We start from the raw sequence: 20,022 nt of genomic DNA, 5'->3' as shown, positions 1-20,022 counted from the left end.
ATAAAAGCGATTATATAAAATAAGAAATGTTAAAAGGCGATGGTGTTTAAGATGAAAACGAAAGTTTGGTCAGTGGATAAAGATGTGGATAATTTACAAAGTTATCCCCAGATTACACAATCAGCTGAATTATTAAAGGATAATCAAGTGGTTGCTTTTCCTACAGAGACCGTTTATGGACTTGGAGCGAATGCCAAAAGTGACGAGGCAGTCAAAAAAGTGTTTGAAGCAAAGGGGCGTCCGAGTGATAATCCATTAATCGTTCATATAGCCTCAGCTGATCAGTTGTCAGGTATTGTAGAGGAGATTCCTGATCAAGCACGGAAGCTGATGGCTGAGTTTTGGCCGGGTCCTTTGACTTTGATCATGAAACGAAAACCGGGCCAGCTATCGAATCTTGTGACAGCTGGATTGGAGACGGTGGCTGTCAGGATGCCGGATCATCAGGTTGCACTCGGGCTAATTCGTGCGAGTGATTTGCCCATTGCAGCTCCAAGTGCAAATACTTCAGGAAAACCAAGTCCCACTTCAGCTAAACATGTTGAAGATGACTTGATGGGCCGGATTGCAGGTATAGTCGATGGCGGGACTACGGGTGTGGGTGTAGAATCAACAGTGCTTGATTGTACAGTTGAAGTCCCTGTTATTTTAAGGCCTGGCGGGGTGACTCTGGAACAGCTGGAAGCTGTCATTGGAGAAGTCAGGCAAGATGTCGCTTTGAAGAATCAGGAAACGGCGCCAAAAGCTCCGGGCATGAAATATACCCACTATGCTCCGAAGGCCCCTCTATACTTAGTCAAGGGTAATCAAGATTTCCTTCAGAAACTTGTGGATGAAAAAAGAAGTGACGGGTTAAAGGTAGGCATCATAACGGCTTTAGAGCATCAACAGTACTATCAAGCGGATTATGTGGTTGTCCCAGGTTCATTAGCGGATTTACATACAGTTGCCACAGGCTTATATGATACTTTACGACAGTTTGATGAGCTGGAGGTCGATATCATTTTTAGTGAAATGTTTCCTGAATGTGGGATCGGAGCCGCTGTCATGAACCGTCTTGAGAAGGCAGCAGGTCATCAAATCATCGAGGAACATGTGTAATAAGGACTGATTTATTCTTCTAATTCTTTTCGGACATGCATAACATGTAGTAGGCACGTCCGAGGGAGGATTGGAATGAATACATTTGCTGGGGAAATCATCACCTTATTGCTCATGGCATTCGCATTGGGAATGGATGCCTTTTCTGTCGGCCTTGGAATGGGAATGTTTAAGCTAAGGTTGAGGCAAATATTTTTTATAGGGCTGATAGTAGGTATTTTTCATATTTGGATGCCCTTGCTTGGTATGGGGGCAGGCCGTTTCATTTCAGAAAAATTCGGGACCTTTGCTACGTATGCCGGCGGTCTATTGTTGATCATTCTTGGTATCCAGATGTTTATCCCGGGTAAAAAGGGAGAAGCTGGTATCAGGGAAAATAAGATGCTGGCTCCGGTCGGGAAAGGTCTATTCATTTTTGCTTTAGGTGTAAGCCTGGATAGCTTCTCAGTAGGGTTAACCTTGGGTATTTACGGTGCAAAAACGATTTTAACCATTCTTTGTTTTGGGGTGGCTGCCACTTTTTTAACGTGGGCAGGCCTTTTACTGGGTAAAAAAATGCAAGGGTTGCTCGGGGTGTATAGTGAGATTCTTGGCGGAAGCATCCTGTGTGCATTTGGATTGAAATTATTATTCTCTTTTTAATTCACTTGACTTCATATCTTTCCTTCCTCAACTGTTCCGATTACCGGGGCGGTTTTTATTTTTTCTTATGACATCAAGAGTGCTTATTTTTTTGACTATAAAGAACGGGCTATAGCTTATAATGTATAAAAAGGAGGCGTTAAAATGATACGAGTATTATTTGTATGTACGGGCAACACATGCAGAAGTCCCATGGCAGAAGCGATATTAAAAAACAAGAATATTGAGGGTATTGAAGTGAAGTCCGCTGGCGTTTATGCTTCAGCCGGCCAGGATGCTTCATTGCATGCTAAAAATGTATTGATTGAAAATGAAATAGTGCATAATCATCATTCAACGCCTTTATCCGAGAAGGAAATGGAGTGGGCTTCTCATATTTTCACCATGACGGAAGGGCATAAAGCGGTCATCATCCGTACATACCCCAAGATGATCGGTAAGACTTTTACTTTGAAAGAATTCGTTATTGACGATAAATATGACAGGGATATAATGGATCCGTTTGGCGGTTCTGAAGGCATTTATCAAGAGACGTTCAAGGAACTGCAGGAACTAATAGAAGAATTAGTCATAAGGCTCAAAGAGTAAACGACTTACAGGGGAAAAAGAATGGAAGAAAGAACACATTATAATAGTTTGGCTTGCGAAAAAATTTAGTTTTCTTCATCACAGCCCAAGCTCTGATTGTCTATTCATCCTTTCAGTGTTCCAATTTCGTGCTCCCTCCAATTTTATTTGAAAAGGTGAGTTCGCTAAGTTTTAGTGTAGGGACGCTTATATTAGGCATATTGGGATCGGGGGTTCTTGCGTTTTTTGCTGCTGTTGTTCAGGAGTACTTCAAATTTGGTTCAAACTATTCAAGTTGAGGTCCAGACGTTGTAAAACACGATCAAGTCATATCGGCCAAATGAAGAAGCCCAAAAAGGAACGGGTACGGATATAGCGATAGAAGGAATGACAAAAACGGTACATAATGTGGTCGCTGCAGTAAAAGATATTACTGAGCTTGTTGACCATCTAATCGAAAGTGTAGAATCAAGGCAGTCCCAAGAAGTGGTTGCCATTGCAGAAGAAATATCTGCTGGAGCGGAAGAAGTAACGGCTAGGCAAGCGAACAAGCAATTGTCATGGAAAAAGTCGAAAAATCGGCATTGATCTTAAAGTGCTAGCGGAAAGTTGAACAGGACGATTATACGCTTTCACACTTGGCACTTTTTCTGCAGGAAACCTGAGTTGGTTTCCTGCTTCTTTGAGGTCAGAAAAAGGCTGGCCATCCTTTATCTTTTCATAATTTTGTGACACAATAAAATCAAATAAAAGTTAGAGGAGGATTTTGATGAAAGTTGCGATTGCTTCGGATCATGGTGGTATACATATCCGTGAAGAAATAAAGAATTTAATGAATGAGTTACAGATTCCATTTGAAGATTTTGGCTGTGAATGCAGTACTTCAGTGGATTATCCTGATTATGCCTTGCCGGTTGCTGAAAAAGTGGCACAGGGTGAGTTCGATCGGGGTATTTTAATCTGTGGCACTGGAATTGGAATGAGCATTGCAGCCAATAAGGTTAAAGGGATACGATGTGCATTGGTTCATGATGTCTATAGTGCGAAATTGACCCGTCAGCATAATGATACCAATATGTTAGCGATGGGTGAACGTGTCATTGGCCCGGGTCTTGCCAGGGAAATTGCACAAACATGGCTGACTTCGGAATTTGAAGGCGGGCGTCATCAAAACAGGATCGGAAAGATAGCGGAGTATGAAGGTAAACACAGCTAATCGTTAAGGTTTTGGAAAAAAGGATCTAGAGGGATCTCCCTTTTCTTCCGATAGCAAGTTTTCTTATTGAAAGGATGCGTTTTCATGACAAGTGATGCTACATTTTCAAATGAGCTTGAGATATGGGAAAACCAGTTTCGGAAACTATTATTTGAGTTTCAAGAAGAGGCAGCTTTAAAAGAGAAACAGCTACTGGTAATCGGTTGCAGTACAAGTGAAGTGATCGGAAAACGGATCGGTACTGAAGGGACCCTCGATGTTGCGGGGATGATTTTTTCCGTAGTGAACGATTTTCAAGAAAAAACGGGTATCCAGGTTGCATATCAATGTTGTGAGCATCTAAATAGGGCATTGGTTTTGCAAAGGGAAATCGCGGTTCGAAACAATTATGAAGAAGTTTCGGTTGTACCTGTCAGAACAGCTGGGGGATCGATGGCGACGTTCGCCTATCAACAATGGAAAGATGCTGTCGTCGTTGAGCGCATTAAAGCGGACGCAGGGATAGACATTGGGGACACCTTCATTGGCATGCATTTGAAGCATGTGGCGGTTCCAGTTCGATCTGCAATTAAAGAAATAGGACATGCACATGTGACCATGGCAAAAACCCGCCCGAAACTAATTGGCGGGGAGCGGGCCGTTTATCAGGACATCCCTGAAAACAAGAGTTGCATTTAATGGGTGAGACAGCATTTCTCGAATGGGGAATGCTGTTTTCTAATTGAATGTGGGCAAAATCGTAAAGCTCAAGTAGGGTTCACAAAAAAAACTTTATTTTGTGGTGCTAATAGAATGGTGATTTTACTCATTAAATATAGGGTTAAAGAGCTATTTAACATGTTTTAGATGTTAAATACGAACATTTTTAAATGAAAAAACATTTAATGTTCGATAAAAATAGACTATCGCTTCTAAATTAGACATGTTAAAATGGAGTAGAATTTTCTAATAATTATTGGTAAGGCTTTTTCATGCTTTCCTGAAGGCATGTTGCACATAAAAACTAAAAAGCGAATCACGCACAATTTGAGGAGGAATTACGGAATGAATCGTTTAGCAAAGCAAGATGAGCAAGTGTTTAACGCAATTCAACTGGAATTAGGGCGTCAAAGAAGTAAAATTGAGCTTATTGCTTCTGAAAACTTCGTGAGTGAAGCTGTCATGGAAGCTCAAGGGTCGGTCCTGACTAATAAGTATGCAGAAGGATACCCTGGAAAACGTTACTATGGCGGATGTGAGTATGTCGACATCGTTGAAGATCTTGCACGTGAGCGTGCGAAAGAAATTTTCGGCGGAGAGTATGTGAACGTACAGCCTCACTCTGGAGCTCAAGCCAATATGGCCGTTTACTTTACAGTGCTTCAAACTGGCGACACAGTGCTTGGGATGAACCTTTCACATGGAGGTCACTTAACACACGGAAGTCCAGTTAACTTCAGTGGTGTTAACTACAATTTTGTTGAATATGGTGTCGACGAAAAAGATCACCGTATCGATTACAATGATGTATTGGAAAAAGCGCGTCAGCACAAACCGAAATTGATCGTAGCGGGTGCAAGTGCATATCCACGGGAAATTGATTTCAAGCGATTCCGTGAAATTGCAGATGAAGTCGGTGCTTATTTAATGGTCGATATGGCTCATATCGCAGGTTTAGTTGCGGCTGGATTACATCAAAGCCCAATTCCTTATGCTGACTTTGTAACGACAACCACTCATAAAACACTTCGCGGACCACGCGGGGGGATGATCATCTGTAAAGAAGAATTCGGTAAGAAGATCGATAAATCCATCTTCCCTGGAATTCAAGGCGGTCCATTGATGCATGTAATATCCGCTAAGGCTGTTGCATTCGGAGAAGCGCTTCAAGATGAATTTAAAGTGTATGCACAACAAATCATCGACAATGCTAAACGCTTGGGCGAAGGTTTAAAGAAAGAAGGATTCACCCTAGTTTCTGATGGAACGGACAATCACTTGATTCTTCTTGATGTGCGCTCTACTGGATTAACGGGAAAAATCGCTGAACATGTTTTGGATGAAATTGGTATTACCGTTAACAAAAATGCGATTCCATATGATCCGGAAAAACCATTCGTTACGAGTGGTATTCGTATTGGGACTGCGGCAGTGACATCACGTGGCTTCGGACTGGAAGACATGGATGAAATAGCTGCAATCATCGGACTTGTTTTGAAAAATAATGAAGACACTGCTAAGCTTGAAGAAGCAAAACAGCGTGTTGAATCATTATCGAACAAATTTGAATTATATCCTTCATTGTAATAACGGAGCCGCTCCCTTTTAAAGGGGGCGGTTTTTTTGCACCTTATAGAGGTTAGTATGTTAGAAGAGTCCGAATAGTGAAAATAGGTCTGACATCTAAACCTTTATTGAAGATTGAAACGTTTTTCTGTAAAATAGGTTGAAGTGAATTTTAAAAGGACACGAAAAATTTTTCTATTCGATTAGGGAAATCATAAAAAAGCGCAAAACTATGCAATGGAATTGGAGAGATGCTAAATGGGAAAAGTTTATGTTTTCGATCACCCGTTAATTCAACACAAATTAGCCTATATACGTGATATAAATACAGGAACAAAAGAATTCCGCGAACTAGTGGATGAAGTTGCATCATTGATGGCATTTGAAATCACAAGGGATATGCCGCTTGAAGAAGTGGAAATCCAAACACCTGTAAGCACAGCGAAAGTGAAAATGCTTTCTGGTAAAAAAGTGGGGATCGTCCCGATTTTACGTGCAGGCATAGGGATGGTGGACGGAATCATTAAGCTGATTCCTGCTGCAAAGGTCGGACATGTTGGTCTTTACCGTGATCCCGAAACATTGAAACCGGTTGAATATTATGCGAAAATGCCAAGTGATTTGGCAGAAAGAGAATGCATTGTCGTTGACCCGATGTTAGCAACTGGCGGTTCAGCCATCGAAGCGATCAATTCTATTAAAAAGCGCGGTGCAGTCAATATTAAATTCATGTGCTTGATTGCAGCTCCAGAAGGTGTGGAAGCATTGAAAGAAGCCCATCCTGATGTTGATATTTATATTGCAGGACTTGACGAAAAACTGAATGAACATGGTTATATCGTTCCAGGTCTGGGAGACGCAGGAGATCGTTTATTCGGCACAAAATAAGGAAAGAAACTGAGGTGTCACGAATGAACAAACCGATAAAGGTCATGACAATTTTCGGGACGAGACCAGAAGCTGTCAAAATGGCTCCTTTAGTACTCGAATTTCAAAAACACCCAGAATATTTCAACCCAATCGTTGCTGTTACGGCTCAGCATCGACAAATGTTAGATCAAGTTCTCGAATTATTTTCCATTCAGCCAGATTATGATTTGAACATAATGAAAGAAAGGCAAACGCTTGCTGATATTACAACAAGAGCCTTAAATGGTCTTGATTCAGTAATGAAGGAAGCCAAGCCTGATATTGTTCTTGTCCACGGTGATACAACCACAACGTTTGTCGCAAGTCTGGCTGCTTTTTATAATCAGATCGTCATTGGACATGTAGAAGCGGGGCTGCGCACATGGAATAAGTATTCCCCCTATCCGGAAGAGATGAATCGACAGCTCACCGGTACGATGGCGGATTTGCATTTTGCGCCGACTTCAAAAGCAGAAGAGAATCTGCTGAACGAAAACAAGAGAGACAGTATCTTCGTGACGGGAAATACGGCAACCGATGCTTTGAAAACAACTGTACGGTCCACGTATTCCCACCCGGTTTTAAATGGACTAGGGGAAGACAGGCTCATTTTACTAACCGCCCATCGCAGAGAAAATCTAGGGGAACCAATGAGGAATATCTTCAGGGCCGTCAAGAGAATCATTGCTGAGCATGATGACGTTCAAGTGGTTTACCCTGTCCATTTAAATCCTGTTGTTCAAGAGCTGGCAAACGAAATTCTCGGGGACGATCCGCGGGTTCATTTAATCGAACCCCTGGACGTATTGGATTTCCACAACTTCGCTTCTAGAGCCTATCTGATTTTGACTGATTCTGGAGGAATTCAAGAAGAGGCACCGTCACTAGGTGTACCTGTTCTTGTTTTAAGGGATACGACTGAACGCCCAGAGGGGATTGCAGCCGGAACCTTAAGGTTGGCGGGTACTGATGAACAAACCATATTTAATATGGCACATGAATTGCTCACCAATAAAGGGGAGCATGAAAAGATGTCCAAGGCTTCAAATCCATATGGGGACGGAAATGCTTCGGTCCGCATAGCTGAAGCCATCCGTTACTATTTTAAGCAAGTAAATGTACCACCAACTAGATTTGAATCATAAAAAGGAAAAGCCATGCGGCTTTTCCTTTTTTATTTGCATACTCCAAGGTTGTTGAGAAAAGATAACTGCTAAGGGGATGATTATATTGGGAAAGAAAACGTTGATATTGTTTGTTTTCCTTTTTATATGTATTTATTCAAATGAAAAGGGATTGGCATCTGTCATTCTGCCTCCTTTACCAAAACTATCTGAATCTAAGGAAGTAACGGCAGTTGTCACGATGGATAAGGCGTTTCAGCAAAAAAAGATCAAAGAACTGCTTGAAAAATATCCATCCCTTCAATTAAGGAATGTTTATTCGGTTGCCCTGAATGGATTTTCCCTACATGGGAAAATGAATGAAATAGAACAACTCAAAAAGGAGAATGAAATTCAGGCAGTAACGGAAGTATCCATGTATCATGCCGTGTTGGATGAAAGTGTCCCATACATAGGAGGAGGCAGGGTGAGGGGTTTTTTCGATAAGGAGAATCACCGAATCACCGGGAAAGGGGTAAAAGTGGGAATTATCGATACCGGGATCGATTATACACATCCAGATTTACAACGTGCTTATAAAGGAGGGCAGGATCTGGTTGATGGTGATGAAGATCCGATGGAAACCAAAAATCAAGGCGAGCTGGATACAATACACGGAACTCATGTGGCAGGTATCATTGCGGCCAATGGAAAAATGAAAGGTGTTGCACCAGAAGCGGAGATATATGCATATCGAGCTTTGGGACCAGGTGGAGCAGGGGATACAGAGCAAGTCCTAACGGCTATTGAGTCAGCTATGAAGGATAAGGTGGATGTATTGAACCTCTCTCTTGGGAATAACGTTAATGGCCCTGATTTACCTATCTCTCTTGCATTGAATAAGGCTGTGGAAAGCGGCATCGTTGCCGTGACATCAAACGGGAATTCCGGTCCGGCTGTATGGACTGTCGGCTCCCCTGGAACAGCAGAAAAAGCGATTTCCGTTGGAGCGTCGACCCCACCATTAAGGGTTCCCTATATGGTCTACGGACTTGGTTCGAAAAAGTATCAATCTCATTTAACCTTGTTTCAAGGCTCTGAGAAATGGAAGCTGACATTTTCTGAGGATGTCATATACGGGGGACTGGGAAATGAAGAAGACCTGAAGCATGTTCGCGATAAGATAGTGTTGATGGAGCGCGGCACACTTACCTTCCAGCAAAAAATATCCAATGCAGAAAAGGCAGGTGCAAAAGGGGTCATTGTTTATAATAATACGAGCGGGACCTTTACTGGAAGCTTGGAAAAAGAAATGAACATCCCTGCTGCTTCTATTAGTAGAAGAGATGGATTGCGACTTAAGCGAATCATGGAGCAAGAGCACAGCAAAACCGTTAATTTTATTTATAAGAACGAGCAAGATAGGCTCGCTGATTTTAGCTCTAGGGGGCCGGTAACCGTATCATGGGGAATAAAGCCTGACGTATTGGCACCGGGAGTGGAAATTGAGAGCACCATTCCTAAAGGATATATGTCCCTGGATGGAACAAGTATGTCAGCACCGCATGTTGCAGGAGCATGCGCCTTAATCCTGCAAAAACATCCGGAATGGACTCCTGATCAAGTGAAATCTGCATTGATGAGCACTTCCAAGCCATTGAGGAAGTCTGCTAATCAGTTGTATCACACATATGAACAGGGGGCTGGACGCATCCAGATCGACGAAGCATTAAAAGTGGACACTCTCTTGAATCCAAGCTCATTGTCGTTTGGGATGTATACCAAAAAAGAAGGAATTGAAGAGCATCATGAAACGATAATCATTGAAAATACCGGAAAGGAAAGGAGGAAGTACTCTTTTATGGTCCCATTAAAAGAGATGGGCCTCACTTGGGAATTGCCGAAATCCCTTACTTTGAATCCGAGGGAAAAGAAAAAGATTAAAGTGGGACTGCAGGTCAACCCAGCCAAGCTGAAAAAGGGAGTCTTTGATGGATACCTTCTTATAATGGAAGGAACCAAAAAAATATCCCTTCCTTATTTATATGTAAAGGAAGAACCGGATTATCCAAGGGTAATGGGCTTTGATTTCGGTCAAGGAGACCAGGCAGGCACATACCGATACGAAATGTACCTTCCCCGGGGGGCTGAAGAATTCGGGATTGCACTTTATGAGGAAGACAGCTTGAAATTCGTTGGTTATTTGGATTGGTCGAGACCGGCACCTTCCGGTTTGATCAAAAAAGATGTATTGAAAAAGAACCTGCCGCCTAAAGGAGTGTATAAAGCGATAATCTTTGCGAGAAGAGGTGGAAGGGAAGATCGGATAGAAAAGACGTTACTTATTGAGTGAACACAGGACAATATGTAAAATAAAATGGATGTCAATAGTATAAAAAAGATAATTTGTGAACAATTCGTTAATAATTTCAAACCTGTGACAAATTTCACTAACCACTCATTGACATTGATTCTAGCCTATTGTATGCTAACAAAGGATGTAAAATGAGAGGGTTTTCAGTAGCCCTGCATGCAGATTTTTACAGCATGAAATGTCTTCTATCCTCCACCAAATTCAACCGCGAGGATGCAACTTGCGTCAAATAATTGCCTTCTAAAAATGGCTATGACTTTGATGTCAGCGATTCTTTCTCAAATAGTCGGATCAGTTTTGTTCGGTATCTTCTCTTTGGAAAGATGACTTGTCAGAACCTAAGATTCGAACCGCTGCTATTAGTAATTGGCCTTCTTTGTGGACTTGCTAGGTTTACAAGCAATGCTTCATTCAGTACGAAAATATTTCTCAGGAGATTAAATGAAAAATGCCAGAAATGAAAATCATGTTCAACAGGCAGAGTAAATATATAATTTTTCTTCTGGCGGTTTATGTTGTTGGATGGGGACTTACGAGTTATCAAGCCGTTTTTGCTGGGCTTATACTGGGTACGAGTTTGAGTTTATACAATTTATGGCTGATCAATCAGAAAATGAAAAAGTTCAGTCAGGCGCTCGATGAAGGAAAGAAAACAAAATCTCTTGGGACAATGACTCGAATGGCATCCGCAGGTCTAGCGGTACTCATTGCATTGGAATTTCCGGAGCATTTTCATCTGATAAGTGTTGTATGGGGATTGATGACAGCTTATATTGTCATTTTTATAGATTTTTTCATCCAATTAATACGTCGATAGCGGGGAAGAGAGGTGAATATAGTTGAATCATGAAGCACCCTTAGAAAATTTTATGGGTCTGACCTTTAACTTGAGTAACGTCCTAATGATTACAGTTGCTAGTCTAGTTGTGTTCATACTTGCTGTGCTTGGTACACGTAAGCTTGCAATGAAGCCAACTGGCATGCAGAATTTCATGGAATGGATTATGGATTTCGTTAAGGGTATTATTAATAGTAACATGGACTGGAGAACAGGTGGTCAGTTTCAACTGCTTGGTATGACTTTGCTAATGTACATTTTTGTGTCCAATATGCTAGGTCTTCCGTTTGCAATTAGTTACGATGGAGTGCTTTGGTGGAAATCACCAACAGCCGACCCAGTTATCACATTGACTCTTGCAGTCATGGTTTTAGGTTTAACGCATTACTATGCAATAAAAATGAAAGGCGCCAAGGGTTACTTTAAAGCTTATAAAAACCCAATGACACTTGTGGAGGAATTTACAAACTCCTTGACACTTGGTCTGCGTCTATATGGTAACATTTATGCTGGTGAAGTTTTGCTAAGTTTGTTAGCCGGTTCGCTGGCTGCGAGTGGATTTGCCGGATTTATTGGTGCAATCATCCCTACTCTAGTATGGCAAGGCTATAGTATTTTCGTCGGCAGTATCCAAGCGTTTATCTTTGTCACGTTAACAATGGTCTATCTGTCTCATAAAGTCAGTGACGACCATTAATTATAAGTTCATTTAGAACTAAAAAAATAATAAATTTTGATACAATCTAAGGAGGATATTTATAATGACAGGTTCAGTAGGTCTTCTTGCAGCAGCAATTGCAATTGGTTTAGCAGCACTAGGTGCAGGTATTGGTAATGGTCTTATCGTTTCAAGAACAGTAGAAGGTATCGCTCGTCAACCAGAAGCTCGCGGTATGCTTCAAACAACAATGTTCATCGGGGTAGGTTTAGTTGAGGCGATGCCTATCATCGCAGTAGTAATTGCGTTTATGGTATATGGTGGTTAATAGAACCTTCAAAAAGTTCAAAAATGGCGAAGTTCGTTCCATGTGAACCTTCGCCTTTCCTTTATGTCCACAATCCTGTTTTTATACAGTTTAAGAGCATAGTTTTCTAAAGTTCATATGAATGAACGCTTTAAGAAGTGAAACTCGTGAAGGGAGTGAACCAAGCGTGTTAACAAGCAGCTTTGTACTTGGGTCAACGTCTCATGGCTTTAATGGCGGAGACATGTTATACCAATTAGTAATGTTTATCATTTTGTTAGCGTTGCTGAAGAAATTTGCATGGGGTCCTCTAATGGGCATCATGACTCAACGTGAAGAACATGTTGCAAATGAAATTCAAGCAGCGGAAGCTAGCAGACAAGAAGCACTTAAATATTTAGAAGAACAACGTGAAATCGTAAAACAATCTCGCACTGAAGCGGGACAACTTATAGAAAACGCGAAACTTCAAGGTGAAGCACAGCGTGAAGAGATCGTGAATCAAGCACGTCTTGAAGCTGACCGCGTCAAAGAATCAGCTAAGCGTGAAATCGTACAGGAAAAAGAAAAAGCCATTACGGCATTACGCGAGCAAGTGGCATCTTTATCCGTACTTATTGCTTCTAAAGTAATAGAAAAAGAACTATCCGAAGCAGATCAAGAGCAATTGATTAATGACTACATTCAAGAGGCAGGAGAAGGGAAATGAGCGATATAACAGTAGCAAAGCGTTATGCCGTTGCCCTTTTCCAAATTGCGAAAGAGCAAAATCTCATTAACCAACTTGAAGAAGAGCTTCGCATAGTGAATGAAGTTTTCACAAATGATAATGAGCTATTAAGCTTCCTGGCTCATCCTAAAATGACTAAAGATGCAAAAGGCGCTTTGATTGCAAATGCTTTTGCAAGCCTTTCTTCTTCCGTTCAAAACACTGTGATGTTAATGGTGGAACGTCATCGTACAGATGATGTGACAGCAATGGCACAAGAGTTCATCGAACTTGCGAATGAAGAAAACTCAGTAGCTGATGCAACGGTCTATACAGTTCGTCCATTGACTGAAACGGAAGTGGAAGCTGTGTCTACATCTTTTGCTGCAAAAATCGGCAAAAGAAATTTACGCATTACTAATATTACGGATAGCAATATCCTTGGCGGCATCAAACTACAAATCGGTAACCGCATATATGACGGGACGATTAGCGGTAAGCTAGATCGCCTTAGCAAACAACTATTAGGTTAATATTCACAGATAGGGGTGAAATTCATGAGCATCAAAGCTGAAGAAATCAGTGCGCTGATTAAAAAGCAGATTGAAAACTATCAGTCGGAAATTAAAGTAAGCGATGTTGGTACGGTTATCACTGTTGGTGATGGTATCGCACGCGTTCATGGTTTAGATAATGCAATGTCTGGGGAGCTCTTAGAATTTTCCAATGGTTCAATGGGATTAGCACAAAACCTTGAGCAAAATAACGTGGGTGTTGTTATTCTTGGACCATTCAGAGACATTAAAGAAGGCAGTGAAGTTCGCCGTACTGGCAGAATCATGGAAGTGCCAGTTGGAGAAGAATTAATCGGACGTGTCGTGAATCCGCTTGGACAACCATTAGATGGTCTTGGCCCGATCGCTACGACAAAAACTCGTCCAATCGAAAGCCCTGCAACAGGTGTAATGGACCGTAAATCAGTTCATGAACCTTTACAAACAGGTATTAAAGCAATCGATGCATTAGTTCCAATCGGTCGTGGACAACGTGAGTTAATCATTGGTGACCGTCAAACTGGTAAAACATCAGTTGCGATCGATACAATCCTTAACCAAGCTGACCAAGATATGATCTGTATCTATGTTGCTATCGGTCAAAAAGAATCAACGGTTCGTGGAACAGTTGAAACACTACGTAAAAATGGTGCATTGGATTACACGATCGTTGTATCTGCATCTGCTTCTCAACCAGCGCCACTTTTATACCTAGCTCCATATGCTGGTGTGACAATGGCTGAAGAGTTCATGTTCTCTGGCAAGCACGTTCTTGTGGTTTATGATGATCTTTCTAAACAAGCATCTGCATACCGTGAACTTTCCTTGCTACTTCGCCGTCCTCCAGGTCGTGAAGCATTCCCAGGGGATGTATTCTACTTGCACTCCCGTTTACTTGAGCGTGCAGCAAAATTGAATGACACTTTAGGTGCCGGTTCAATCACTGCGCTTCCATTTGTTGAAACGCAAGCAGGCGACATCTCTGCTTACATCCCAACAAACGTCATTTCCATAACTGATGGACAAATCTTCTTGCAATCCGATTTGTTCTTCTCAGGTGTACGTCCTGCGATTAACGCTGGTCTTTCCGTATCACGTGTTGGTGGATCTGCACAAATTAAAGCGATGAAGAAAGTTGCCGGTACATTACGTCTTGACTTGGCTTCATACCGTGAATTGGAAGCATTCTCTCAATTCGGTTCTGATCTGGATGCTGCAACACAATCAAAACTTAACCGTGGTGCTCGTACAGTTGAAGTCCTTAAGCAAGATCTAAACAAACCGATCAAAGTTGAAAAACAAGTAATGATTTTCTATGCATTGACTAAAGGTCATTTAGATGATATTCCAGTATCGGATATCCTTCGTTTTGAAGAAGAATACTATGTGTTCCTAGATCGTTCTCATCCGGAATTATTAGATCACATTCGCACAACAAAAGGTCTTCCTGAAGACGCTGCTATCGTTGCTGCAATTAACGAATTCAAAAAGAACTTCGTTATTTCTGAATAATAAGGTCTAACTAATTTATAAAGGGTGGTGAGAATGAATGGCCTCTTTACGCGATATTAAGTCTCGGATTACTTCAACGAAAAAGACGAGTCAAATTACAAAAGCGATGCAGATGGTATCTGCTTCTAAAATGAACCGTGCGGAAGCTAATGCTAAAGCATATGTTCCATATATGGAAAAAATTCAAGAAGTGGTATCTAGTATTGCGAACGGAAGCACGGATGCATCTCATCCAATGCTTACTTCACGTCCCGTTAAGAAAACCGGTTACTTGGTAATCACATCGGACCGTGGATTGGCTGGGGCTTACAATAGTAGCATCCTTCGCCACGTTCATAAAACTATTCTTGAACGCCATAAATCCAATGATGAGTTCGTCATTATCGCAATCGGAAGGGTTGGCCGTGATTTCTTTGTCAGCCGTAACATGCACGTAGAGCTTGAAGTAATTGGGGTTCCTGATCAGCCGTCTTTCGCTGACATTAGCTCCCTTGCAAAATCGACAGTGAATTTATATCTGAATGAGCTGTGTGATGAGCTTTATATGTACTATAACCATTATGTCAGCCCAATCCAACAGGAGGTAACGGAAAAGCAAGTCCTTCCGTTAGCTGACTTTAATACTTCCAATGCAACATTGACTTCTTATGAATTTGAACCGAATGCAGAAGAAATTCTTGAGGTATTACTGCCTCAGTACGCAGAAAGTTTGATTTATGGTGCTTTGTTAGATGGTAAAGCAAGTGAGCACTCTGCACGTATGACTGCAATGAAAAATGCGACCGATAATGCAAAAGAGTTGATTGACTCACTTTCATTACAATATAACCGTGCACGTCAGGCAGCGATCACTCAAGAAATTACAGAGATTGTCGGCGGTGCAGCAGCTTTAGAATAAAATCATTAAAGGGGCGGTCGGCCCGGACGATATGCTGGCCGTTCCATAAACTCGATAGTCGTTATAAGCAACGTTAGGAGGGAAAACGATGAATATAGGACGCGTTACTCAAGTTATGGGTCCGGTTGTTGACGTGAAATTCGAAGACGGACAACTTCCTAAGATCTATAACGCGTTAAGAATCGAAAATACAGCGTCTGGTACAGGACTAACTCTTGAAGTGGCCCTTCAACTAGGTGATAATACAGTTCGTACTGTAGCAATGTCTTCCACTGATGGTTTAACTCGTGGTGCAGAGACTGTTGATACAGGAGCTCCAATTTCAGTACCTGTAGGTGAAGTTACTCTAGGTCGCGTTTTCAACGTATTAGGGGAAAACATTGACCTATTTGAACCACTTACAGCAGAGGTGCGTCGTGATCCAATTCACAGGCAAGCACCAACATTCGAGGAATTATCAACATCAGTTGAAATTCTTGAAACGGGTATTAAAGTAGTAGATTTACTTGCACCTTACATCAAAGGTGGTAAGATCGGTCTCTTCGGTGGTGCCGGTGTTGGTAAAACTGTACTTATCCAAGAACTTATTAATAACATCGCACAAGAGCACGGCGGTATCTCGGTATTCGCTGGTGTAGGTGAGCGTACTCGTGAAGGGAATGACCTTTTCTACGAGATGACTGATTCTGGTGTTATTAAGAAAACGGCGATGGTATTCGGACAAATGAACGAGCCACCAGGCGCACGTATGCGTGTTGCTCTAAGCGGTTTGACAATGGCTGAATATTTCCGTGACGAACAAGGACAAGACGTTCTTTTCTTCATCGATAACATTTTCCGTTTCACACAAGCAGGTTCTGAGGTTTCTGCCCTACTAGGCCGTATGCCATCAGCGGTTGGTTACCAACCAACTCTTGCTACTGAAATGGGCCAATTACAAGAACGTATCACTTCAACAAATAAAGGTTCTGTTACATCCATTCAAGCGATCTATGTACCTGCCGATGACTATACGGATCCGGCTCCAGCTACAACTTTTGCTCACTTGGATGCAACAACTAACCTTGAGCGTAAACTTTCTGAAATGGGTATATACCCAGCAGTTGATCCATTGGCATCTTCTTCTCGTGCCCTTAGCCCAGAAGTCGTTGGGGCTGAGCACTATAAAGTGGCTCGTCAAGTGCAATCGACTTTACAGAAATATAAAGAACTTCAAGATATTATTGCCATCTTGGGTATGGACGAATTAAGCGAAGACGAAAAAATAATCGTTGGACGTGCTCGTAGAATTCAAAACTTCTTGTCGCAAAACTTCCACGTGGCTGAACAATTCACTGGTCAAAAAGGATCTTATGTACCAGTTAAAGAAACAGTCCAAGGATTCAAAGATATCCTAGCTGGAAAATATGACGAACTTCCAGAAGATGCTTTCCGTCTAGTTGGTCGCATCGAAGAAGTTATTGCCAAAGCAAAAGAAATGGCTTAATTAAAGGGACCTAGGAGGGAATGAAATGAAGACCATTAAAGTCAATGTTGTTACTCCCGATGGCCCAGTATATGATGCAGAAGTTGAAATGGTAAGCACTAAAGCTAAAAGCGGTGAGCTGGGAATCATGGCTGGACACGTTCCAACTGTAGCCCCGCTTACCATTGGTGCTGTCCGTCTTAAAAATGGAAGCAACACAGACTATGTAGCTGTAAATGGTGGCTTCTTAGAAGTTCGCCCTGATGTGGTAACCATTTTAGCTCAATCTGCTGAAAGAGCTGAAACTATCGATCTTGCACGTGCTCAAGCAGCAAAAGCTCGTGCTGAACAAAGATTGCAGAACAATGATGGATCAAATGATGACAAAAGAGCTAATTTAGCGCTTAAACGTGCCATCAACCGGATCCAAATTGCAGAAATGCGATAACTTTAAATGACGAAAACACCTGATCTAACCATTCCTGGTAAGATCAGGTGTTTTTTTAAATGGTTTTTCAAGATATTTATCATTTAATAGCGAAATTTGGAAAAAACTGTTGTGCATTTGAAAAAATAATCGAATTATAGGATAAAGTATTTTCCATATTAAACCTTAACTCATCGACATGCGATTATCCTGATGATATAATGTACACGCTTACATTAATTGCTTCATACCTCCTCCTGTCACGTTGCTTCTAAAAGAATGTCACCCTGCATAGTATTTAAAATGGTATCCACCAAAAAAGAAGACAAGCAAATTTTAAATGCATCCATTTAACATGATTTATCCATAAAGGGAGATGAACATGGGACAGCTGCATATTTACCAAAATAATTATTTAATTGTATTTGTTTTTCTTTGTCTCGGCATTTTATTACCTGTGGTCGCATTATTTCTTGGTAAACTGCTAAGGCCTTATAAACCGACTGATATGAAATATACGACTTATGAAAGTGGAATCGAGCCTTTTCAGGATTCAAGGGTTCAATTCAATGTCAGGTATTATCTATTCGGACTGATGTTCGTCATATTTGACGTAGAAACTGTTTTTCTTTATCCATGGGCGGTTGCCTACGATGAACTCGGGCTGTTTGCTCTGATCGAAATGCTATTTTTTGTCCTTATCCTTATGCTAGGGCTAATCTACGCTTGGAAAAAGAAGGTGTTGAAGTGGAATTGAAGTTAGATGAACTTACCCCTAAAGAAATGGAAGAAATGCGTCACAGTATTTTTTTATCCACACTTGAACAAATAAAAGGCTGGGCTAGAAGTAACTCACTCTGGCCGATGACTTTCGGATTAGCATGTTGTGCAATTGAAATGATGGGCGTAGGCTCCTCTCATTATGATTTGGACCGGTTTGGTTCGTTTTTTCGGACATCACCCAGACAATCGGATGTCATGATTGTCTCAGGCACGGTAACGAAAAAAATGGCTCCAATAATTAGTAGATTATACGAACAAATGCCGGAACCGAAATGGGTTATTGCAATGGGATCCTGTGCAACTGCAGGAGGGCCGTATGTTCACTCCTACTCGGTGGTCAAAGGAGTAGATCAAATAGTACCTGTCGATGTATATATACCTGGGTGTCCCCCAAACCCAGCAGCACTTATTTATGGAATCAATAAATTAAAAGAAAAAATCCGTTACGAGGCGAAAACCGGAAAGCGGGTGATATAGATGAGTGAAAAGCAAGACTTAGCGAAACAAAAGGCAGCGGCAGCGGCGAAGGCGAAGGCTGTAGCACTGGCCCGAAAACAGGCGAAAGTGGAAGGGACGGAGAATCCGGAAGGAGAAACCGATTTAGCGAAGCAAAAGGCAGCGGCAGCAGCCAAGGCGAAGGCAGCAGCACTGGCCCGAAAACAGGCGAAAGAAGAAGGGACGGAGAATCCGGAAGGAGAAACCGATTTAGCGAAGCAAAAGGCAGCGGCAGCGGCGAAGGCTGTAGCACTGGCCCGAAAACAGGCGAAAGAGGAAGGGACGGAAAAACCGGAAGGAGAAATGGACGTAGCGAAGCAAAAGGCAGCGGCAGCGGCCAAAGCGAAGGCGGCAGCATTGGCCCGAAAACAGGCGAAAGAAGAAGGGACGGAGAATCCGGAAGGAGAAACCGATTTAGCGAAGCAAAAGGAAGCGGCAGCAGCCAAGGCGAAGGCAGCAGCATTGGCCCGAAAACAGGCGAAAGAGGAAGGGATGGAAAAACCGGAAGGAGAAATGGACGTAGCGAAGCAAAAGGCAGCGGCAGCGGCCAAAGCGAAGGCGGCAGCATTGGCCCGAAAGGAATCAAGGGATAATGGTGATGATCTTGAAACTGCGAAGGCAAAGGCTATTGCAGCGGCCAAGGCGAAAGCCGCTGCTGTTGCGAAGGCCAGAACTGCTGTAAAGGAAAGCAAGGAAGTTATCACCCCAGATGATCTTTCTCCAAACCAGTCCAAACTCGATCAAATTATTCATGCTATTGAAAGGCATGTAGGGCAAGAGGCATTAATAGACCACTATATTAATAGACTATCAAAAGATGTACCCACTTTAGTGGCTAATCCGGATACATATTTCTCAATAGCAAAATTTCTGCGGTATGATGAACAGCTTAACTTTTCATATTTATCGGAACTTCATGGAACGGATTTTGAATCCCATATGGAAATTTATGTACATTTGCATTCGTTCAATATGAACCAGTCGGTTGCCTTAAAGGTGAAGCTGGATAGGGATTCTCCCGTTATTCCATCATTGGCACCATTATGGCCAGGTGCAAATTGGCCGGAATGTGAGGCTTACGATTTATTAGGTATTAATTTTCAAGAACATCCTGACTTAAAGCGGATTTTACTTGGTGATGATTGGAAAGGGTATCCCCTTAGAAAAGATTATCAGCCTTATGATGTGGAGGTGTAAGC

At 41.9% G+C, this 20,022-nt stretch carries 22 protein-coding genes; all 22 read left to right on the top strand.

Translation table 11 applies throughout. From position 1 onward, the window contains the following. Nucleotides 1–51 precede the first annotated feature (51 nt). The 22 genes from QUF78_RS26670 (at nt 52) to QUF78_RS26565 (ending at nt 20,020) form a co-directional block, all read left to right on the top strand. On the top strand, nt 52–1,101 hold the full coding sequence (locus QUF78_RS26670; RefSeq protein ID WP_289327059.1) for an L-threonylcarbamoyladenylate synthase: 1,050 nt from the start codon (nt 52–54) through the stop codon (nt 1,099–1,101). A 75-nt stretch (nt 1,102–1,176) separates the two neighbouring features. Continuing rightward, complete coding sequence (locus QUF78_RS26665) at nt 1,177–1,743, top strand: manganese efflux pump MntP (protein ID WP_289327058.1); 567 nt, start codon at nt 1,177–1,179, stop codon at nt 1,741–1,743. A 144-nt stretch (nt 1,744–1,887) separates the two neighbouring features. After that, nucleotides 1,888–2,331: a low molecular weight protein arginine phosphatase gene (locus tag QUF78_RS26660; protein ID WP_289327057.1), complete on the top strand. Its 444-nt coding sequence runs from the start codon at nt 1,888–1,890 to the stop codon at nt 2,329–2,331. 366 nt (nt 2,332–2,697) lie between these two features. Further along, on the top strand, nt 2,698–2,898 hold the full coding sequence (locus QUF78_RS26655) for a hypothetical protein (protein ID WP_289327056.1): 201 nt from the start codon (nt 2,698–2,700) through the stop codon (nt 2,896–2,898). 181 nt (nt 2,899–3,079) lie between these two features. After that, nucleotides 3,080–3,526, top strand: coding sequence for a ribose 5-phosphate isomerase B (gene rpiB / locus QUF78_RS26650; RefSeq protein WP_289314307.1), 447 nt, complete (start codon nt 3,080–3,082; stop codon nt 3,524–3,526). A gap of 84 nt (nt 3,527–3,610) precedes the next feature. Beyond that, nucleotides 3,611–4,204: a TIGR01440 family protein gene (locus QUF78_RS26645; RefSeq protein ID WP_289327055.1), complete on the top strand. Its 594-nt coding sequence runs from the start codon at nt 3,611–3,613 to the stop codon at nt 4,202–4,204. A gap of 366 nt (nt 4,205–4,570) precedes the next feature. Further along, nucleotides 4,571–5,812, top strand: coding sequence for a serine hydroxymethyltransferase (locus QUF78_RS26640; RefSeq protein WP_289327054.1), 1,242 nt, complete (start codon nt 4,571–4,573; stop codon nt 5,810–5,812). A 237-nt stretch (nt 5,813–6,049) separates the two neighbouring features. Then, nucleotides 6,050–6,679, top strand: a complete 630-nt coding sequence (gene upp, locus QUF78_RS26635; protein WP_289314309.1) for a uracil phosphoribosyltransferase — start codon at nt 6,050–6,052, stop codon at nt 6,677–6,679. Between the two features lie 23 nt (nt 6,680–6,702). Then, entirely contained in the window at nt 6,703–7,845 is a 1,143-nt protein-coding gene (gene wecB, locus QUF78_RS26630) for a non-hydrolyzing UDP-N-acetylglucosamine 2-epimerase (protein ID WP_289327053.1), read from the top strand. Between the two features lie 76 nt (nt 7,846–7,921). Next, nucleotides 7,922–10,156 carry a S8 family serine peptidase gene (locus QUF78_RS26625; protein WP_483313873.1) on the top strand — a complete coding sequence of 745 codons (2,235 nt, stop codon included), beginning with the start codon at nt 7,922–7,924 and terminating at the stop codon, nt 10,154–10,156. A gap of 469 nt (nt 10,157–10,625) precedes the next feature. Next, the gene (locus QUF78_RS26620; protein ID WP_048685860.1) at nt 10,626–10,994 is read left to right on the top strand and encodes an ATP synthase subunit I; all 369 of its coding nucleotides are present in this window, start codon (nt 10,626–10,628) and stop codon (nt 10,992–10,994) included. 22 nt (nt 10,995–11,016) lie between these two features. Further along, complete coding sequence (atpB, locus tag QUF78_RS26615) at nt 11,017–11,712, top strand: F0F1 ATP synthase subunit A (RefSeq protein WP_289327051.1); 696 nt, start codon at nt 11,017–11,019, stop codon at nt 11,710–11,712. Between the two features lie 64 nt (nt 11,713–11,776). Next, nucleotides 11,777–12,001, top strand: a complete 225-nt coding sequence (gene atpE, locus QUF78_RS26610) for a F0F1 ATP synthase subunit C (protein WP_048685857.1) — start codon at nt 11,777–11,779, stop codon at nt 11,999–12,001. Between the two features lie 166 nt (nt 12,002–12,167). Continuing rightward, nucleotides 12,168–12,689: a F0F1 ATP synthase subunit B gene (gene atpF, locus QUF78_RS26605; RefSeq protein WP_289318259.1), complete on the top strand. Its 522-nt coding sequence runs from the start codon at nt 12,168–12,170 to the stop codon at nt 12,687–12,689. Continuing rightward, complete coding sequence (locus QUF78_RS26600) at nt 12,686–13,222, top strand: F0F1 ATP synthase subunit delta (RefSeq protein WP_289314312.1); 537 nt, start codon at nt 12,686–12,688, stop codon at nt 13,220–13,222. Before atpF ends, QUF78_RS26600 begins: the two co-directional genes overlap by 4 nt. A gap of 24 nt (nt 13,223–13,246) precedes the next feature. Further along, nucleotides 13,247–14,755, top strand: a complete 1,509-nt coding sequence (gene atpA, locus QUF78_RS26595) for a F0F1 ATP synthase subunit alpha (RefSeq protein ID WP_289327050.1) — start codon at nt 13,247–13,249, stop codon at nt 14,753–14,755. A gap of 37 nt (nt 14,756–14,792) precedes the next feature. After that, nucleotides 14,793–15,653 carry a F0F1 ATP synthase subunit gamma gene (locus tag QUF78_RS26590; RefSeq protein ID WP_048685846.1) on the top strand — a complete coding sequence of 287 codons (861 nt, stop codon included), beginning with the start codon at nt 14,793–14,795 and terminating at the stop codon, nt 15,651–15,653. A gap of 88 nt (nt 15,654–15,741) precedes the next feature. Beyond that, entirely contained in the window at nt 15,742–17,139 is a 1,398-nt protein-coding gene (atpD, locus tag QUF78_RS26585) for a F0F1 ATP synthase subunit beta (protein WP_289327049.1), read from the top strand. A 25-nt stretch (nt 17,140–17,164) separates the two neighbouring features. Continuing rightward, a complete protein-coding gene (locus QUF78_RS26580) occupies nt 17,165–17,566 on the top strand; it encodes a F0F1 ATP synthase subunit epsilon (RefSeq protein ID WP_289314314.1) in 402 nt (133 codons plus the stop codon). 361 nt (nt 17,567–17,927) lie between these two features. Continuing rightward, complete coding sequence (locus tag QUF78_RS26575) at nt 17,928–18,302, top strand: NADH-quinone oxidoreductase subunit A (protein WP_289327048.1); 375 nt, start codon at nt 17,928–17,930, stop codon at nt 18,300–18,302. A gap of 26 nt (nt 18,303–18,328) precedes the next feature. Further along, on the top strand, nt 18,329–18,805 hold the full coding sequence (locus QUF78_RS26570) for a NuoB/complex I 20 kDa subunit family protein (protein ID WP_170946902.1): 477 nt from the start codon (nt 18,329–18,331) through the stop codon (nt 18,803–18,805). Next, nucleotides 18,806–20,020 carry an NADH-quinone oxidoreductase subunit C gene (locus QUF78_RS26565; RefSeq protein ID WP_289327047.1) on the top strand — a complete coding sequence of 405 codons (1,215 nt, stop codon included), beginning with the start codon at nt 18,806–18,808 and terminating at the stop codon, nt 20,018–20,020. It begins immediately after the preceding gene. Nucleotides 20,021–20,022 lie beyond the last annotated feature (2 nt).

The sequence above is a fragment of the Peribacillus sp. ACCC06369 genome, assembly GCF_030348945.1.
Classification (GTDB): Bacteria; Bacillota; Bacilli; order Bacillales; family DSM-1321; genus Peribacillus.
Note: the sequence above shows the minus strand (reverse complement) of the source record. Positions and strands in the feature narration are given on the sequence as shown.

Excerpts from the sequence above, each read along its gene's own strand:
- QUF78_RS26660 (WP_289327057.1), top strand. The coding sequence starts at position 1,888 with ATGATACGAGTATTATTTGTATGTACGGGCAACACATGCAGAAGTCCC.
- wecB (WP_289327053.1), top strand. The coding sequence starts at position 6,703 with ATGAACAAACCGATAAAGGTCATGACAATTTTCGGGACGAGACCAGAA.
- QUF78_RS26640 (WP_289327054.1), top strand. The coding sequence starts at position 4,571 with ATGAATCGTTTAGCAAAGCAAGATGAGCAAGTGTTTAACGCAATTCAA.
- QUF78_RS26575 (WP_289327048.1), top strand. The coding sequence starts at position 17,928 with ATGGGACAGCTGCATATTTACCAAAATAATTATTTAATTGTATTTGTT.
- rpiB (WP_289314307.1), top strand. The coding sequence starts at position 3,080 with ATGAAAGTTGCGATTGCTTCGGATCATGGTGGTATACATATCCGTGAA.
- QUF78_RS26670 (WP_289327059.1), top strand. The coding sequence starts at position 52 with ATGAAAACGAAAGTTTGGTCAGTGGATAAAGATGTGGATAATTTACAA.
- QUF78_RS26665 (WP_289327058.1), top strand. The coding sequence starts at position 1,177 with ATGAATACATTTGCTGGGGAAATCATCACCTTATTGCTCATGGCATTC.
- atpA (WP_289327050.1), top strand. The coding sequence starts at position 13,247 with ATGAGCATCAAAGCTGAAGAAATCAGTGCGCTGATTAAAAAGCAGATT.
- atpD (WP_289327049.1), top strand. The coding sequence starts at position 15,742 with ATGAATATAGGACGCGTTACTCAAGTTATGGGTCCGGTTGTTGACGTG.
- QUF78_RS26645 (WP_289327055.1), top strand. The coding sequence starts at position 3,611 with ATGACAAGTGATGCTACATTTTCAAATGAGCTTGAGATATGGGAAAAC.
- QUF78_RS26565 (WP_289327047.1), top strand. The coding sequence starts at position 18,806 with ATGAGTGAAAAGCAAGACTTAGCGAAACAAAAGGCAGCGGCAGCGGCG.
- upp (WP_289314309.1), top strand. The coding sequence starts at position 6,050 with ATGGGAAAAGTTTATGTTTTCGATCACCCGTTAATTCAACACAAATTA.
- QUF78_RS26620 (WP_048685860.1), top strand. The coding sequence starts at position 10,626 with ATGCCAGAAATGAAAATCATGTTCAACAGGCAGAGTAAATATATAATT.
- QUF78_RS26570 (WP_170946902.1), top strand. The coding sequence starts at position 18,329 with ATGGAAGAAATGCGTCACAGTATTTTTTTATCCACACTTGAACAAATA.
- atpE (WP_048685857.1), top strand. The coding sequence starts at position 11,777 with ATGACAGGTTCAGTAGGTCTTCTTGCAGCAGCAATTGCAATTGGTTTA.
- QUF78_RS26625 (WP_483313873.1), top strand. The coding sequence starts at position 7,922 with ATGATTATATTGGGAAAGAAAACGTTGATATTGTTTGTTTTCCTTTTT.
- QUF78_RS26600 (WP_289314312.1), top strand. The coding sequence starts at position 12,686 with ATGAGCGATATAACAGTAGCAAAGCGTTATGCCGTTGCCCTTTTCCAA.
- QUF78_RS26590 (WP_048685846.1), top strand. The coding sequence starts at position 14,793 with ATGGCCTCTTTACGCGATATTAAGTCTCGGATTACTTCAACGAAAAAG.
- QUF78_RS26655 (WP_289327056.1), top strand. The coding sequence starts at position 2,698 with ATGACAAAAACGGTACATAATGTGGTCGCTGCAGTAAAAGATATTACT.
- QUF78_RS26580 (WP_289314314.1), top strand. The coding sequence starts at position 17,165 with ATGAAGACCATTAAAGTCAATGTTGTTACTCCCGATGGCCCAGTATAT.